Origin of the sequence: Lentzea aerocolonigenes (assembly GCF_000974445.1) — a bacterium.
In the GTDB taxonomy this organism is placed as follows: Bacteria; Actinomycetota; Actinomycetes; order Mycobacteriales; family Pseudonocardiaceae; genus Lentzea; species Lentzea aerocolonigenes.
The window spans coordinates 222993-237937 of record NZ_BBOJ01000013.1; the positions used below are offsets into that span (position 1 = coordinate 222993).

Below are 14945 nucleotides of genomic sequence, written 5' to 3' on the forward strand. Positions count from 1 at the left end.
ATGACGACCACCTCCGACGTTGAGCGATCAAGGCATCCGGACAGTAAGGGGCGCTCAACTCGGCGTGACACCACCGCCAGAGTGATTACGCTGCCACGAATGAATGGTCCTGCCGAGATGCTCGCCGCCGACAAGGCGTCCAACGCCCTGGGCATCGAGCCCGTCGAGCTGCGCGACGGCTACGCGTTGCTGCGGATGACGGTCTCCGAGCTGATGATCAACGGTCACGGCATCGCGCACGGCGGTTACGTCTTCCTGCTGGCGGACACGGCGTTCGCCTGCGCCTGCAACAGGGCCGGGTCCGTCACCGTCGCCGCCACGGCGGAGATCGACTTCATCCGGCCCGTGCACGAGGGCGACGAGCTGGTGGCGGAGGCGGTGGAACGGACCCGGTTCGGCCGCAGCGGGATCTACGACATCACGGTCAGGCGAGGGCCCGAGACCGTTGCGGAGTTCCGCGGTCGCTCGCGGACGCTGCGCGAAGACCGATGAACTGCAGCACCGCGAAGCCGATCACTGCGAGCCCCTGAGCGAGGACCAGCGCGACGCCGACGCCGGTGAGCGGGAACCACTTCAGCGCGGCCGTGAGAATGCTGTCGAGACCCCAGACCAGATTGCCGATGATGATCAGCAGCACCATTCGGCGGTCCGGGGTGGCGCGGGTGCCCAAACCGAACACGAACATCCCGTAAACCACGCAGAAAGAGCCGAGGCCGATCTGCCAGCCGACCGGCATGCCCACTTCCGGACGAACCAGCAGGGTCAGCAGACCCAGCGCGAACGAAGCGACACCGTCGAGTTTCAAGGCGAATTTCAACATGGCCTGACCATCGCCCGCCGGACGCTGCCAGAACCACGTCAAGCGCTGCCAACTCCTGCCATCAGGTCCACCGCGACCAGGCGCGCGGCGGCGTTCTGCCAGTTGTGGAGGGTTCGCTCGGGCACCTGGGTCACGAACCACTGCAGAGCGCGCCGGTCCTCGGCGTCGAGGTCCTCGCGCTTGGTCCGGACCGAGTAGGGGCGAACTCCTTTGACGTAGTAGAAGTAGAGGGCGTTGTAATAACGCCATTCGTCGCTCGTGCCGAAATCGCCGTCCGCGGGCTTGAGCCGTTGAATGCTCGTGAGCAACATGCCTTTCAACTGCGCGGCCCGGTCGAGCGGCGGAGCATCGTCGGTGAGCGCGATCAACGGGCTCGCGACGAGCTTTCCGAGATCGCCGTAGTGGCTCAGCGCCTTGCGCGTCAGCCGAGCGAACTCGGCCTCGTCCTCGGTGACCAACGGCCGCCTCTTCGGCAACGACTCGGCCGCCTCCCGCAACTCGGCCCGTTCAGCGGCCACCCTGGGCACCGCGAGCCGGTCGACCACGGCCGCGAGCGGGTTCGCCAGCACCTGCACCGCGATCGCCGCCGCCACGGTCGTGAACACCAGCAGCACCGGGCCGCCGAAGAAGATCACCTGCGACCCGAACAGCACCGCCGTGAACCCGGAGATCACCAGCGACCGCATCATGTCCGCGCGGATCGCCTCCCCCTCCTCCACGGCGTCGGTGACCGCGACCAGGATCCCGAAGGCCACCACGTCGAAACCGAGCGACGGCAACGTGATCGCGTCCGGCAGCAGCCCGAGCAGGAACGCGCCCGCCGACAGGCCGAACATCACTCCAACGAGTGAAAAGTAAGAGCGTTTCCTTATGGCTAGGACTGTCGACACGGCCAGAGGGAGCAACACGATCCACGGCACCCAGACCGATGCGACGAAGAACGGTACGACCGCGAAGGCCCACCACTTGATCAACTCCGGCCGGGAGAGCAACAGCACCGCACCCGTCCAGGCCAGCGCAGGTACACCGATGAGCACGGAATGCGGCACGACGACCGCCGCCGAATAGCCGATCATTCCGACGCCGGCCCACCACATCAGCGGCTTGCGCGGATCACGGGCGAGCAGGTACAGCCCCAGCCACCAGGCGAGGCCGGAGACCAGCAGCGATAGGCCAAACACGGGTCAAAACTAGCCCTACCTGCGAAACTAATGTTCATGCCGGTAGAGCTGACGCTCCACAAAGCGGCCGAGGAGTTGCGGCGAGGCGACCTCGCAAACGTGCTTCGCGCACGTCAGCGCGTCGCCGGACTCGTCGGCACCTACCCGCACCGGCTGGATCTGCGCGAACGCCTCGCCGAGGTCTACCGAGTCCTGGGCCAGCCGGCCCAAGCGGGCCGCTGGGCCTACCTCTCCGACGAACGCGACCCGGAAGAAACCCTGGCCTTCGAACGCGCCTACCGCCGAGCCGAGGCCAGACTGGTGGCCCTGAGCTGGCAGGGCCGGGTGGACGAGGCCCCCACCGAAACGGCGAGAACCCGCCTCGCCTCCCTCTACCTGGAAGCCCGGATCGAGCTCCAACGAGAACTGGACGCCACCCCGCACGAGGAGACGTCCTGGGGCGCCTGCCTGGTAGTCATGGTCGGCGGCACCTTCGTGGTCGTGTGCTTCCTCCTGGGCATCGTGACTCTCGTCCAGTTCTTGTGGAAGCTGTTCACATGAGAACGTTGTCGCAGTACGTCCGCCGCACCCCGATCATGCGCACCACCGCAGATGGCCGCCCCCTGGTGTTCAAACTGGAGCACCTCCAGCTCACCGGCTCGTTCAAAATCCGCGGCGCGGTCACCAAACTGCTCTCCCTCGACGTCTCAGAGGTGGTCACCGCCTCAGGCGGCAACCACGGCATAGCAGTCGCCCAGGCCGCCCAGCTCCTGGGCGCCCACGCCACGGTCTTCGTCCCCGTGACCGCCCCGGAAACCAAGACCGCCCGCATCGAGGCCCTTGGCGCCAAGCTGATCCGCCACGGCAGCACCTACGCCGAAGCCGCCACAGCGGCCCGCGATTTCGGCCTCCCCTACATCGAGGCCTACAACGACCCCGACGTCATCCAGGGCCAGTCCACAGTGACGCAGGAGATCGTCGAGGACGCCCCGGACGTCGACTCGATCGCCGTGGCCGTCGGCGGAGGAGGCCTGGTGGCCGGAACCGCACTGGCCTCCGGCGGACGCCGCATCATCGCCGTAGAGCCAGAAAACTGCTGCGCGATGCACAACGCCCTCGAGGCGGGCCGGCCCGTCGACTCACCCGTGAACTCGATCGCCGCGGACGCACTCGGCGCCACCCAGGCAGGCTCAGTGCCGCTGGAAGTCCTGCAACACCACAACATCACGTCCGCACTGGTGTCCGACGAGGAGATCCTCGCAGCACGCGACCGCCTCTGGGCAGACTTCCGGCTGGCAGTGGAACCAGCCGGAGCCGCCGCCTTCGCGTCTTTCCTCAGGGGCGATGTGCCGGGCGAGCTGCCCTGCGTGATCCTGTGCGGAGCGAACTCGGAGTGGCAACCGCGTTAGCCCGCACCCGATGCACCCGCCGGTGCAACGGCACGGCCCACATCGGCTGCTCGGGCCGGCGGGCACCACCGCCGGCCCGAAGCACGTTCCTGATCCCCCGCAACGACCTCCGCTGCGCGACGAAGCACCGGAACGCGACACGTGCCTCATCGACAAGTCCGTCGTAGAACGCCATGTCCGTGAACGTCACGCCGCCGACGTTAGAGAGCACCGGGAAGCGCAACAACCGAATTAGAGCTCAGGAGGTCGAATCGATCGTCGCGCTCGCCAGCACCACGTCACCCGCCGCGTCCTCGCGGTAGACAGCCACAGCCTGCCCGGGAGCCACACCCTTCAACGGCTCCCGCAACGAAACCCGCAAGCCTCCGTCGACGAGCTCGGCGACAGCCGGCGCAGTCCCCCCATGCGCCCGAACCTGAGCCACGCACTCAACGGGCCCGTCGAACTCGACATGAGCAACGGCAGAAGAAGCAAAAATCTCAGTCACAGCAAGCTTCTCGACCGAGCCCACCCGGACGTTCCCGGACACAGGCTCCAACGCCAGCACGTACCGAGGCCGCCCGTCAGGAGCAGGCCCGTCGATCCCGAGCCCCTTGCGCTGCCCCACGGTGAACTCGTGCACCCCGGCGTGCCGCCCGAGAACCGCGCCGGTCTCGTCGTCGATCAACAGCCCGGGCCGAGTCTCCATCCGGCCAGCCAAGAACTTCTGCGTGTCCCCATCAGGAATGAAGCAGATGTCGTGCGAGTCCGGCTTCTTGGCCACCGACAGCCCACGCGACGCAGCCTCGACCCGGACGTCGTCCTTCACCGTGTCCCCCAACGGGAACATCGCGTGCGACAGCTGCTCGGACGTCAGGGAAGCCAGCACGTACGACTGGTCCTTGCCGATGTCCACCGCCCGCCGCAGCTCCGGCCGCCCGTCCACGAGCTCGAGCCGCGCGTAGTGCCCGGTGCACACAGCGTCGAACCCCAACGCGATCGCCTTGTCCAGCAACGCCTCGAACTTGATCCGCTCGTTGCACCGCAAGCAGGGGTTCGGCGTCCGCCCGGCCGCGTACTCCGCGACGAAGTCCTCGACGACCTCCTCGGTGAACCGCTCGGCGAAGTCCCAGACGTAGAAGGGAATCCCCATCAGGTCGGCAGCACGACGGGCGTCGTGCGCGTCCTCGATCGTGCAGCACCCGCGGGCGCCGGTCCGCAGCGTTCCCGGCTTGGCCGACAACGCCAGGTGCACGCCCGTCACGTCGTGTCCCGCTTCGACGGCGCGTGCCGCCGCCACCGCGGAGTCGACACCACCGCTCATCGCCGCGAGGACCTTCACTGCTTGACCACCTTCCGGGAACGCCTCATGCCTGCCAGACCTGCCGTACGCGCGCGCTCGACCACCGGGCCGATCACGGTCGCCAACTTCTCAACGTCCGCGCGGGTCGACGTATGCCCGAGCGAGAACCTCAAAGATCCACGAGCCAGCGAAGGTTCGACGCCCATCGCCAGCAACACGTGCGACGGCTGCGCGACGCCGGCCGTGCACGCGGACCCGGTCGAGCACTCGACCCCGCGCGCGTCCAGCAGCATCAGCAGGCTGTCACCCTCGCAGCCGGGGAACGTCAGGTGCGCGTTGCCGGGCAACCTGTCCACCGGGTCGCCGTTCACGATCACGTCCGGCACCACCGCGCGCACCGAGGCGATCAGGTCGTCCCGCAACGCGGCCAGCTCGACAGCCCTGGCTTCCTGCTCCTCCACCGCGATCCGCACCGCGCGGGCCAGGCCGACGATCGACGGCACGTCCAGCGTGCCGGACCGCACGTCCCGCTCCTGGCCGCCGCCGTGCAGCAACGGCGTGCACTTCACGTCACGCGCGAGCAGCAACACGCCGACGCCGTACGGGCCGCCGACCTTGTGGCCCGTCATGGTCAACGCGGACGCGCCGGAAGCAGCGAAGTCGACCGGCACCGCGCCCACGGCCTGCACGGCGTCGGTGTGGAACGGCACACCGCGTTCAGCACACACGCGCGCGATGTCGTGCACGGGGTTGATGGTGCCGACCTCGTTGTTCGCCCACATCGTCGTGACGAGCGCTACGTCGTCGTCGAGGGCGTCGGCGACGGCCTCCGCGGACACCCGGCCGAAGCGGTCGGTCGGCAGCCACGTGACGTCCGCGCCCTGCTGCTCCAGCCACTCGACGGCGTCCAGCACGGCGTGGTGCTCGACGGCGGACGCGAGCACCCGGCGCCGCTCACGGGCCCAGTAGACGCCCTTGACCGCGAGGTTGTCGCTCTCCGTGCCGCCGCCGGTGAAGAGCACCTCGGACGGCCGGGCGCCCAGGGCGTCGGCGATGTTCTCGCGGGCCTCCTCGATCGCACGCCGCGCCCGCCTGCCGGAGGTGTGCAGCGACGAGGCGTTGCCCGTGGTGGACAACGCCTCGGTCATCGCCGCGACCGCCTCCGGGTGCATGGGGGTCGTGGCAGCGTGGTCGAGATAAGCCATCAGGACTCAAGGGTAGCCCGCATGCGTGGCCCGGTCAGAACCGCTCCCACCACCGCCAACGCCGCCATCGAGAGGTTCAGCACCACCACGCCCGCGGTCGGCGCGGTCGCCACGACCACGACGCCGCCGAGTCCGATCATGGTCGCGCAGAAGAGCATGTCCGAGATCTGCAGCGCCGCCGAGTTGAACCCGCGGTCCTCCTCGGGCGACGCGGCCATCATCAGCACACCGACGCTGGAGGTCGCCAGGCCCATGCCGGCGCCCGCGACGCCCCACAGGACCGGCGTCAGCCAGGCAGGACCCCACGACGGTGCGATGAACGTCACCGCCGCCATGCCGGTCGCGGTGAACAGGAAGCCGGTCCGCACCAGGGTGTGACGCTCGATCTTCGGGTGCCTTGACGCCCACATCGACGCTCCTGCCCAGCCGAGCGCGCTCAGCGTGAGCGGGATGCCCGCCGCGAGGGGCGAGTAGCCGTGCACGACGGTCAGCGTCAGCGGGACGAAGCTCTCGACCGCGAAGAACGTGCCCGCCAGCAGGCCGCGCGCGAGGATCGTCACCGGCAGGCCTCGCCGAGCGAGGAGCGTGCCCTTCGGCAACAGGATCCGCAGCGCCGGTGCCAGCAACACCAACGCCACCGCGAGCAGCCACCACGTGCGGTGCTGCAACGCCCAGCTCAGGCTCGCCACACCGAGCCCGGCCGCCACCGCGGCGAGCGGCAGGTACCTGCGCTGCGGCGGGGTCGCGTCGTGCGGAGGCAGGCCCTTGAGCACGGGCACGAGCAGCACGATGCCGATCAGCACCAGCGGGATGATCCCGATGAACACCAGCCGCCACGTCAGGTGCTCGGTCGCCCAGCCCGCGACCGCCGGACCCACCAGCGACGGCACCACCCACGCCGCGGACAGCGCGCCGAACACCGCCGGCCGGTCGCTCTCCGGGTAGGCGCGCGCGATCAGCACGTAGATCGCGACGATCAGGAACCCGACACCGAAACCCTGCAGCACGCGGCCGACGAGCAGGACGGTCATGGTCCCGGCCACGCCCGCGACGACCAGTCCGACGAGGAACAGCACCACGCCGATCAGGATCGGGAGCTTCGGCCCGCGCCGGTCGGACAGCCGCCCGGAGAAGACCGTCGCGATGACGCTCGCCGCGAGGTTCGCGAGAAACGGCCACGCGTACAGCGCCTCGCCCTTCAGCTCGCGGACCATGGTGGGCATCGCGGTGCCGACGCCCATCGCCTCGAAGGCGAACAGCGTCACCAGCAGCAGGATGCCCGTCGTGGGCCAGCGGCGGTCAGGCGACCAGAGGCGTGATGGTGCGGGCGCGGTGAGAGTCACCCGTTGATGGTGCTATCTCCAGTTCGGTCGAGGTCAAGCGAATTGATTGCTCTTCGGCAAGTTTCGCGAGTTCCCGACGCGTCGCCGCACGGCCGGGAGCGATCTCGTCGAGCACGTGGACCTCGACGACCAGTCCCTTGACCCTGAGCACGCGCTTGATCGAGTCGACGAGCGTGTCGCCGCCGACGAACGCGGGCTGCGTCGTCACGTGGCCGCCGATCCGGTACCGCAGCACGATCGGCCGCACCGGCACGCCGGCGTCGAGCGCGGCCTGGAACAGCGCGGGCTTGTAGTGCCCGGACGCGAGCCCGCACCACGTCGTGCCTTCGGCGTGGATGCCGACCGCACTGCCACCCCGCAACGTTGCCGCGAGTTCGTCGACGGTCCGCGGCAGCTCGCGCAGGTTCTCGCGGTCCAGGTAGACCGTGCCCGCCGCGGTGATGATGCGGCCGAGGACGGGCCAGCTCCTGATGTCCTTCTTGGCCACGAGCTTGATCGGCTGCACCGAGTCGATCGCGAGCTCGTCGAGCCACGACACGTGGTTGCTCGCGACGAGCACGCCGCGTCTGGGCACCGCCTGAAACTTCCTGGCGCCGTGGATCTCCAGCCTGACGCCGAACGCCCTGAGCACGGCGTGGAACCACAGGCGGATCGCGTTCTCCCGTTGCTTGCCCGGCAACAGCAGCGCGACCGCGATCGCCGCACCGCACAGGAGCGCGGTGACCGCCGTGACCACCCGCCAGATCTGCCTGAGCTTGCCGACCTCTTCCACCGTGCCGCCGACACAGCCGTCACCGCACGGCGAAGAGGGCATCCAGGCGTGACTCATGCCGTCTCCCCCAGGAAGAACTTGAGATAGCGCTGGTCGACGTGGTCCATGCCGAGAAGGATGAAGAGGTCCGCGACGCCGAAGTCGGCGTCGAGCGCGGGCCGTCCGCAGATCTTGGCTCCGAGCCGCAGGTAGCCCTTGAGCAGCGGTGGCAGCACGGTCTTCGCGGGCCGCGCGATCGCGTCGACGTCCCAGGGGTGGTGCGGCGTGACGCGGTACTGCTCGGGCGCGTAGTGCTTGGCGTGCACCGTGTCCCACACGCCGGCCGCGAGGCTGCCGCCGTCCTGCAACGGGATCGAGGCGCAACCGACGAGCCACTTGTGACCGCTCAGCAGCATGTACCGCGCGATGCCCGCCCAGACGAGGCTGACGACGGCCCCGTTGCGGTGGTCGGGGTGCACGCAGGAACGTCCGGTCTCGACCGTGGTGTGGCGGATGCCGTCGAGGTTCGAGAGGTCGAACTCGCCGTCGCTGTAGAGCCGTCCGGCTTCCCGCGCGCGCTCGGGCGGCAGCATCCGGTAGCCGCCGACGATCTCGCCGGTGCGGTCGTCGCGGACCACGAGGTGGTCGCAGTGCTCGTCGAACTCGTCGACGTCGTGGCCGGGTACGGCGGTGTGCAGCGTCGCGCCCATCTCGCCGGCGAACACCTCGTAGCGCAGCTTCTGCGCGGCCACGACTTCTTCGCTGTCACGGGCGACGAGGAGGGAGTAGTGAGGGGTGTCCTCGCCCTGCTGGGCGGGGGTGCTGACAAGCAGTTGCGGCTGCGTCATGCGAACCAGGGTGAAGCCGGGCAGGCGAATGACAGCAGGTCAGAACGATGACGCCTCAGTGGCAGTCGGGTTAACCCGTGGTGCGGTTGATCGTGTCCGAGTCCCACGTGACGGCGTCGTCGGCCTTGACGGGATGCGCCTCGAGCCCGGTGTCGGCCAGCACGTCGGCGATGGTTTCGGCACTGCCACCGACGTAGGTGGTCATCATGTCGACGTCCGTGGCGACGCACCACGCCTGGTCCGCGGGCCACCACAGGTTCGGGTGCAGCCGGCGATCGGGTTCCGCGAGCGGCCAGCGTTCGTCGCCCAGCGGGAACGCCGCCGCGGCCACCGGACCAACGAGCAGGTGCATACCGCGGTCGGGCACGTCGAACCGAGGCCCGGCGGTCCAGCGCCCGGCCAGGTCTCCGTAGCCCTCCCAGACCGCCAGCCAGCACCGGCCGGGAGTGCCGGTGTGCCTGGTCAGCAGGGTGGCGAGGCGGGCGGCGACGGAGGTCGGCATCGCGCCCAGCACCGGTTCGTCGTCCCACACGCCCGCGCGGGCCGGAAGGCTGCCGAGGTCTTTGCCCCATTTTTCGGGATTCGTTGTTTCGCCCGGCAACGGCGGATTGATCTGCCGCCACTGCGCGAGCGGGTGCATGACCCGGTGGTGCGCTTCTGCTATTTCACTCCAGCGCACCGGTTCGGCACCGTTTTCCGCGATTCTGCGATACCCGGGGTGGAACACGCGTGCGTAGGCCGGGAAAACCGGCGGCACAATCGAGCCGACCGTGCCGTCGAAGTTTCGGACACCGGCGACAACCCACGCGGAAGCGTGAGCTGTCGCCGCCGGAGCCGGCTTCGGTGCGCCGCCAACGGGACTTGTCGTCATGCCCTCATCGTCTCAGCAGTTGGTGATGCGGGCGCTGCGGCCGAAAGCGTTGATCCGGCCCGTCGCCGGCCGGTAGCCGGGCGGGAAGGTGATCTCGCCACCGACCCAGCTGTCGTACACGCGGTTGTTGACGCAGGCCGTGTTGGCGTGGTTGGTCGCCTTGTTGCGACCCGTCGCCACGCTGTTGCGCGCGGACGTGCCGGCCAGCCTGCCGTCGCGGTAGATCGCGCCGCGCACCGCGATCCTGGGGACGCTGGACGTGCACGTGATGTTGACGTGCACGTTCGCCCTGGTCGAATCCGTGTGCGACTTGTGCGGGTTGTCCGTGTTGCCACGGCACGTGATCACGGCCTGCGCGCTCAGACCGTCACCGTCGGACACCGCGGTGATCTCCAGCTGACCCGGCTGCGCGCTGTCGATGACGGACGGCGCGGCGGACTCGGCCTCCTCGGCCGCCGACGCGACCCCGGTGGTCGTGATCAGTGCCGACACGGCCAGCACGGCTGCCGCGATGAACGACGACTTCCTGTTCCCCATGGAGTGTGTTCTCCCTCAGTCTTTCCCCAGTAGCGCACCGAACAGGTGCGGATGAAGCATTGTGCGAGGAAGACACCCCAGAATTGACCCCAGTGAGCATCGCCCCCACAACAATGCAGCTGCGACAATTCCGGGTCACGACGGCGAGAGGTACCGCCGAACAGTCGAATCGATCTTGCTCTGGCCAGGATTCCGGACAACGAAAAAGGGTGCCAGGACCGAATCCTGACACCCTTTTCACAACTGCGGCCTTGTTCAGCCCTTGCGCTTCTTGACCTCGTCGGTCAGCTGCGGCGCGACGTTGAACAGGTCGCCCACGACACCGAAGTCGGCGATCTCGAAGATCGGCGCCTCGGGGTCCTTGTTGACCGCGACGATCGTCTTCGAGGTCTGCATGCCCGCACGGTGCTGGATGGCACCGGAGATGCCCAGCGCCACGTACAGCTGCGGCGAGACCGTCTTACCGGTCTGGCCGACCTGGAACTGGTGCGGGTAGTAGCCGGAGTCGACCGCGGCGCGCGAGGCACCGACGGCGGCACCGAGCGAGTCGGCGAGCTCCTCGACGACGGAGAACTTCTCCGCCGAGCCGACGCCACGACCACCGGAGACGACGACCGAGGCCTCGGTCAGCTCCGGGCGGTCGCCACCGACGACGGCCTCACGGCTGGTGACCTTCGCGGCCTTGGCGGTGTCCACCGAGATGGAGACCGACTCGTCCAGCACGGCGTCCGCCGGGGACTCCTCGGCCTCGACGCCGCCGGGGCGGACGGTGATGACCGGGGTGCCCTTGCTGACCTTCGCCTTGACGACGAACGCGCCACCGAAGATCGACTGCACGCCGGTGCCGTCGGCCTCGACGTCCACGACGTCGACCAGCCAGCCGGAGTCGATGCGCACGGCGAGACGGCCCGCGACCTCCTTGCCCTCCACGGTCGCGGAGACGAGCACCGCGGACGCGTTCGGGGCGAGCGCGGCCAGGGCGTCGACCTTCGGGGTGGTGAGGAAGTTGACGGCGTCGTCGGACTCGACGGCGTAGACCTTCGCGGCGCCGAACTTGCCGAGCGACTCACGGATCTTCGACGCGGTGCCGGGCGCACCCACGACCACCGCGGACGGCGTGCCGAGACGGCGCGCTGCCGTCAGCAGCTCGTAGCTGACCTTCTTGACCTCGCCGTCGACGTGGTCGACCAGAACCAGAACTTCAGACATGACTTCCCCTCCCTCAGATGAGCTTCTGGCCGACGAGGAACTCGGCGATCTTGGATCCACCGTCGCCACCGTCCTCGACGCGCTGACCCGCGCTGCGCGGCGGCTTCGGGGCCGCCTCCAGCACCTGGGTGTACGCGCCGGACAGGCCGACCTCGGACGCGTCGATGCCCAGGTCCGCCACCGTGACGGTGGAGACGGGCTTCTTCTTCGCGGCCATGATGCCCTTGAAGGACGGGTAACGCGGCTCGTTGATCTTCTCGGTCACGGAGACCACGGCCGGCAGCGACGCCTCGAGGAACGCGACGCCCTCGTCGGTCTCGCGCTCACCCTTGATCGTCGTGCCCTCGACGGTGACCTTGCGCAGCTGGGTGACCTGCGGCAGACCGAGCAGCTCGGCGAGGATCGCCGGCACGGCGCCCGCGCGGCCGTCGGTGGCCTCGTTGCCCGCGATGACCAGGTCGACGTTCTCGACCGTGCCGATCGCCTTCGCGAGGACCTTCGCCGTGGCCAGCACGTCCGAACCGTGCAGCGCCTCGTCACTCACGTGGATCGCCTTGTCGGCACCCATGGACAGCGCCTTGCGGATGGCGTCGGTGGCGCGGTCGGGACCCATGGCGATCACGGTCACCTCACCGCCGTGGGCTTCCTGCAGCTGCAGGGCCTCTTCGACGGCGCGCTCGTTGATCTCGTCGAGCACGGCATCCGCGGACTCGCGGTCAAGGGTGTGGTCGGCGTCGGTGAGCTTGCGCTCGGACCAGGTGTCAGGCACCTGCTTGACCAGGACAACAATGTTCATAGGTCCTCTTCGACCTCCTGCGGACGGGCGGCGACGCTTGCGCAGAGGACTTTAGGGACTGCGCCGCCGGGTGTTCACGACCCTGCCATCACCCGGATGTTACCCGCCAGTAGCACCCCTGCAAACGGCAGCAAGCACCCCGCTAGCGTGACAGTTGTCACCCGTTGACGACACCTTTTGAGATGTAACCCATTCGGAGGACTAGGCTGCGCCGACATGTACCGGCGAGTAGCAATCGTGACCGACTCCACGGCCTGTCTCCCGGCGCAGCTGACTGATCAACTCGGCATCGAGGTGGTGCAGATCCAGGTGCGGATCGGCGACCACACCGACGACGAGTCCCGCATCCCGGTCCCCGAGCTGGTCTCCGCCATGCGTGCCAACGTGCCCGTGGCGACGATCCCGCCCGACCCCGGCGCGTTCTTCTGGACGTACAACGAACTGGCCGCGCAAGGCGTCCGTTCGATCGTGTCCATCCACGTGTCGAGCCGCCAGTCCGCGACCGTGGAGGCGGCCCGCGCGGCCGCCGCCCAGGTCCGCGTCCCGGTGCACGTCATCGACACCCAAACCTGCGGGATGAGCATCGGCTACGCAGTCCAGGCCGCCGCGAAGGTGGCCGAGGCGGGCGGCAACCTCGAAAGAGTGCTCGCGACCGCCCAGCACCGCTTCGACAGATCCACCGAGCTGATCTACGTCGACACCCTCGAGTACCTGCGGCGCGGCGGCCGCATCGGTGCCGCGGCGGCGTTGGTCGGCGGCGTCCTGTCGATGAAGCCCCTGCTGACCATGGCCGACGGCCAGATCACCCCGCTGGACAAGGTGATCGGCGCCGACCGCGCGCTCAACCGGATGCTGGACATCGCGATCAAGCGCGCGGGCACCGACACCGTCGACGTCGCCGTCGAGCACTTCGACGCGGAAGAGAAGGCCACCCGGCTGCTGCGCAAGCTCCGCAAGGGCGTGCCCAACGTCCGCCAGTTCATGTTGACGCAGGTCAGCTCGGCGATCGGCGCCCACGTGGGCCCCGGCGCGCTGGGCATCACCGTTTCGCCGGTCTGATCTTCGGGAACTCCGGGTGCTGTTCCGTCCGTTGAACTGGACGTAACGGACACCTGGAGGGACCTCAGATGGCCTCGTTCATGGACAAGATCGCCAGGTTCCTGCGCAGCCCGCAGGGCCACAAGCTCCAAGCCAAGGCGCGGCAGATGGCTCAGGACCCGCGCAAGCGCGCGCAGGCCGAGCAGCTGCTGCGCAAGCTCCGCGGCAGGAAGCACTAGCGCCTGCATCGCTAGTTGAACAGGGCGTTGAGCTCGCCGTACTCGATGCCACCCTCGACGCTGCCGTACGTGCCGCGCGTCAGCAGCTCTTCGGCTGCCTTCTTGGCGACGGCGTAGGCAGCCTCGGCCACCGCTGATCCGAGGCTCATCCGCGCGACGCCCGCCTTCGCCAACTCGTCGACGGCGGGCGCGCCCGGCCCCACCAGAACGTTGAGCGGGGCGTTGATGCCCTTGGCCAGCTCCGTGACGATCTCGAGGTCGGTCACGCCCGGCACGAAGATGCCACTGGCCCCGGCTTCGAGGAAGGCCTCGGCGCGGTCGAGGGTGTGCTTGAGGCGGCCCTCGGGCTCGCCGATGCCGCGCAGATACACGTCGATCCGAGCGTTGATGTACAGGTCCGGAGCGGCCTCACGTGCCGCCGCCAACCGTTCCTTCTGCTCCTGGACGTCCCGCAGCACGCCTCCGAGCCCGTCCTCGATGTTGACGCCGGACGCCCCCGCCTCGGTGACGGCCTTGGCAGTCGCACCGACCTCCTCGGCTGTGTCGCCGAAGCCCGACTCGATGTCCGCCGTCACCGGAACCTCGACCGCCTCGGCGATCCTGGCGACGAGATCGATGACGAGGTCGCGGTCGACCTTGTTGCCGTCGGCCGCACCGAGAGTCCACGCCACGCCGGCACTGGTGGTGGCGACGGCCTTGGCGCCGGCGGCCTCGGCGATGAGGGCGGAGGCGACGTCCCAGGCGTTGGGGAGGGCGAGCGGGCCGGGGCGGTGGAGGGCGTGGAAGAGCGCGGTGCGGTCAGCGGCAGAAGGCATGATCAAGTGATATCAGCAGGTACCGACAAAAGTCCGGCGAGTTTCGGACGGGAACCGAAGACTTTCGGACACTAGTTGCTGCCGGCCTTCCGGCGGACCTCTTCGAACGTGCGCAGGTAGCGCTGCCGGAAGTCTTCCCGCTCCACCCACGTCGTGTGTTCGACCGGCTGGGGCTCGGCGGGAGGAGGCAGCGTCGCCTCCACGACGACGTCAGGCTCCGGTTCGGGTTCCTCGACCTCAGCCTCGGCGACCTCCGCCTCAACAGGCTCCGGTTCGCTCTCGACCTCAACGGCCTCCGGTTCGACCTCGGCCGGCTCGGGCTCCGGCTCGGGCTCCACCTCGGCCTCCGGCTCCGCGACCGGCGCGGCCAGCACCGAAAGCGCCGGCTCCAGCTGCGGCAGCCCCACCACCGGGTTGCGGTGGATCGGGCGCGAGTCGTAGTCGTCCTCCACCGGTTCCACGAGCGCGGGCTTTTCCACCCACGTCCGCTCCACCGGCTCGTCCGAAGGAGAAGGCGATGCGGCGTCTTCGCGGCGTCTCAGCACCACGTACATGAGGGCCGCCCCCAACGTGAAGGACAGCACGCACAAACCGAAGACGATTCCGACGGCCCCTGCCATGC

At 68.8% G+C, this 14945-nt stretch carries 18 protein-coding genes; 5 read left to right on the forward strand and 13 right to left on the reverse strand.

Annotation, left to right across the window (positions count from 1 at the left end; translation table 11 throughout):
• Window positions 1–99: 99 nt before the first annotated feature.
• On the forward strand, window positions 100–492 hold the full coding sequence (paaI, locus tag AOM45_RS25260) for a hydroxyphenylacetyl-CoA thioesterase PaaI (RefSeq protein WP_030467856.1): 393 nt from the start codon (window positions 100–102) through the stop codon (window positions 490–492).
• On the opposite strand, the gene AOM45_RS25265 is transcribed toward paaI, so the two are convergent.
• Together AOM45_RS25265 and AOM45_RS25270 are read right to left on the reverse strand one after the other, a co-directional pair.
• A complete protein-coding gene (locus AOM45_RS25265) occupies window positions 425–862 on the reverse strand; it encodes a hypothetical protein (RefSeq protein WP_051783444.1) in 438 nt (145 codons plus the stop codon). The genes paaI and AOM45_RS25265 overlap by 68 nt on opposite strands.
• Complete coding sequence (locus tag AOM45_RS25270) at window positions 859–2001, reverse strand: hypothetical protein (protein WP_030467854.1); 1143 nt, start codon at window positions 1999–2001, stop codon at window positions 859–861. The genes AOM45_RS25265 and AOM45_RS25270 overlap by 4 nt, the downstream gene beginning before the upstream one ends.
• Window positions 2002–2037: 36 nt before the next feature.
• Between AOM45_RS25270 and AOM45_RS25275 the strand changes: the two genes are divergently transcribed.
• Window positions 2038–2541, forward strand: coding sequence for a DUF6584 family protein (locus tag AOM45_RS25275; RefSeq protein ID WP_030467853.1), 504 nt, complete (start codon window positions 2038–2040; stop codon window positions 2539–2541).
• Window positions 2538–3389: a serine/threonine dehydratase gene (locus AOM45_RS25280; RefSeq protein ID WP_051783443.1), complete on the forward strand. Its 852-nt coding sequence runs from the start codon at window positions 2538–2540 to the stop codon at window positions 3387–3389. The genes AOM45_RS25275 and AOM45_RS25280 overlap by 4 nt, the downstream gene beginning before the upstream one ends.
• 238 nt (window positions 3390–3627) lie before the next feature.
• Here AOM45_RS25280 and mnmA read toward each other — a convergent pair whose 3' ends face one another.
• The 9 genes from mnmA to AOM45_RS25325 form a co-directional block, all read right to left on the reverse strand.
• Complete coding sequence (mnmA, locus tag AOM45_RS25285) at window positions 3628–4710, reverse strand: tRNA 2-thiouridine(34) synthase MnmA (RefSeq protein ID WP_030467851.1); 1083 nt, start codon at window positions 4708–4710, stop codon at window positions 3628–3630.
• Entirely contained in the window at window positions 4707–5876 is a 1170-nt protein-coding gene (locus AOM45_RS25290) for a cysteine desulfurase family protein (protein ID WP_030467850.1), read from the reverse strand. Before AOM45_RS25290 ends, mnmA begins: the two co-directional genes overlap by 4 nt.
• Window positions 5876–7219 carry an MFS transporter gene (locus AOM45_RS25295; protein WP_035910341.1) on the reverse strand — a complete coding sequence of 448 codons (1344 nt, stop codon included), beginning with the start codon at window positions 7217–7219 and terminating at the stop codon, window positions 5876–5878. Before AOM45_RS25295 ends, AOM45_RS25290 begins: the two co-directional genes overlap by 1 nt.
• A complete protein-coding gene (locus AOM45_RS25300) occupies window positions 7176–8048 on the reverse strand; it encodes a lysophospholipid acyltransferase family protein (protein WP_081902146.1) in 873 nt (290 codons plus the stop codon). The genes AOM45_RS25295 and AOM45_RS25300 overlap by 44 nt, the downstream gene beginning before the upstream one ends.
• Window positions 8045–8818, reverse strand: coding sequence for a GNAT family N-acetyltransferase (locus AOM45_RS25305; RefSeq protein ID WP_030467847.1), 774 nt, complete (start codon window positions 8816–8818; stop codon window positions 8045–8047). Before AOM45_RS25305 ends, AOM45_RS25300 begins: the two co-directional genes overlap by 4 nt.
• Window positions 8819–8888: 70 nt before the next feature.
• Window positions 8889–9497, reverse strand: a complete 609-nt coding sequence (locus tag AOM45_RS25310; RefSeq protein WP_156093841.1) for a hypothetical protein — start codon at window positions 9495–9497, stop codon at window positions 8889–8891.
• 204 nt (window positions 9498–9701) lie between these two features.
• Entirely contained in the window at window positions 9702–10226 is a 525-nt protein-coding gene (locus AOM45_RS25315) for a hypothetical protein (RefSeq protein WP_030467845.1), read from the reverse strand.
• 255 nt (window positions 10227–10481) lie between these two features.
• Entirely contained in the window at window positions 10482–11435 is a 954-nt protein-coding gene (locus AOM45_RS25320) for an electron transfer flavoprotein subunit alpha/FixB family protein (protein ID WP_030467844.1), read from the reverse strand.
• A gap of 13 nt (window positions 11436–11448) precedes the next feature.
• The gene (locus AOM45_RS25325) at window positions 11449–12231 is read right to left on the reverse strand and encodes an electron transfer flavoprotein subunit beta/FixA family protein (protein WP_030467843.1); all 783 of its coding nucleotides are present in this window, start codon (window positions 12229–12231) and stop codon (window positions 11449–11451) included.
• A gap of 216 nt (window positions 12232–12447) precedes the next feature.
• Here AOM45_RS25325 and AOM45_RS25330 point away from each other — a divergent pair, with 216 nt between their 5' ends.
• Together AOM45_RS25330 and AOM45_RS51850 are read left to right on the forward strand one after the other, a co-directional pair.
• Window positions 12448–13290 carry a DegV family protein gene (locus AOM45_RS25330; RefSeq protein WP_030467842.1) on the forward strand — a complete coding sequence of 281 codons (843 nt, stop codon included), beginning with the start codon at window positions 12448–12450 and terminating at the stop codon, window positions 13288–13290.
• Window positions 13291–13358: 68 nt separating this feature from the next.
• Entirely contained in the window at window positions 13359–13508 is a 150-nt protein-coding gene (locus tag AOM45_RS51850) for a hypothetical protein (protein WP_169774253.1), read from the forward strand.
• A gap of 11 nt (window positions 13509–13519) precedes the next feature.
• On the opposite strand, the gene AOM45_RS25335 is transcribed toward AOM45_RS51850, so the two are convergent.
• Both AOM45_RS25335 and AOM45_RS52225 read right to left on the reverse strand, forming a co-directional pair.
• Entirely contained in the window at window positions 13520–14323 is an 804-nt protein-coding gene (locus AOM45_RS25335; protein WP_030467841.1) for an isocitrate lyase/PEP mutase family protein, read from the reverse strand.
• Window positions 14324–14394: 71 nt separating this feature from the next.
• Window positions 14395–14943, reverse strand: coding sequence for a hypothetical protein (locus AOM45_RS52225; protein ID WP_030467840.1), 549 nt, complete (start codon window positions 14941–14943; stop codon window positions 14395–14397).
• Window positions 14944–14945: the final 2 nt, after the last annotated feature.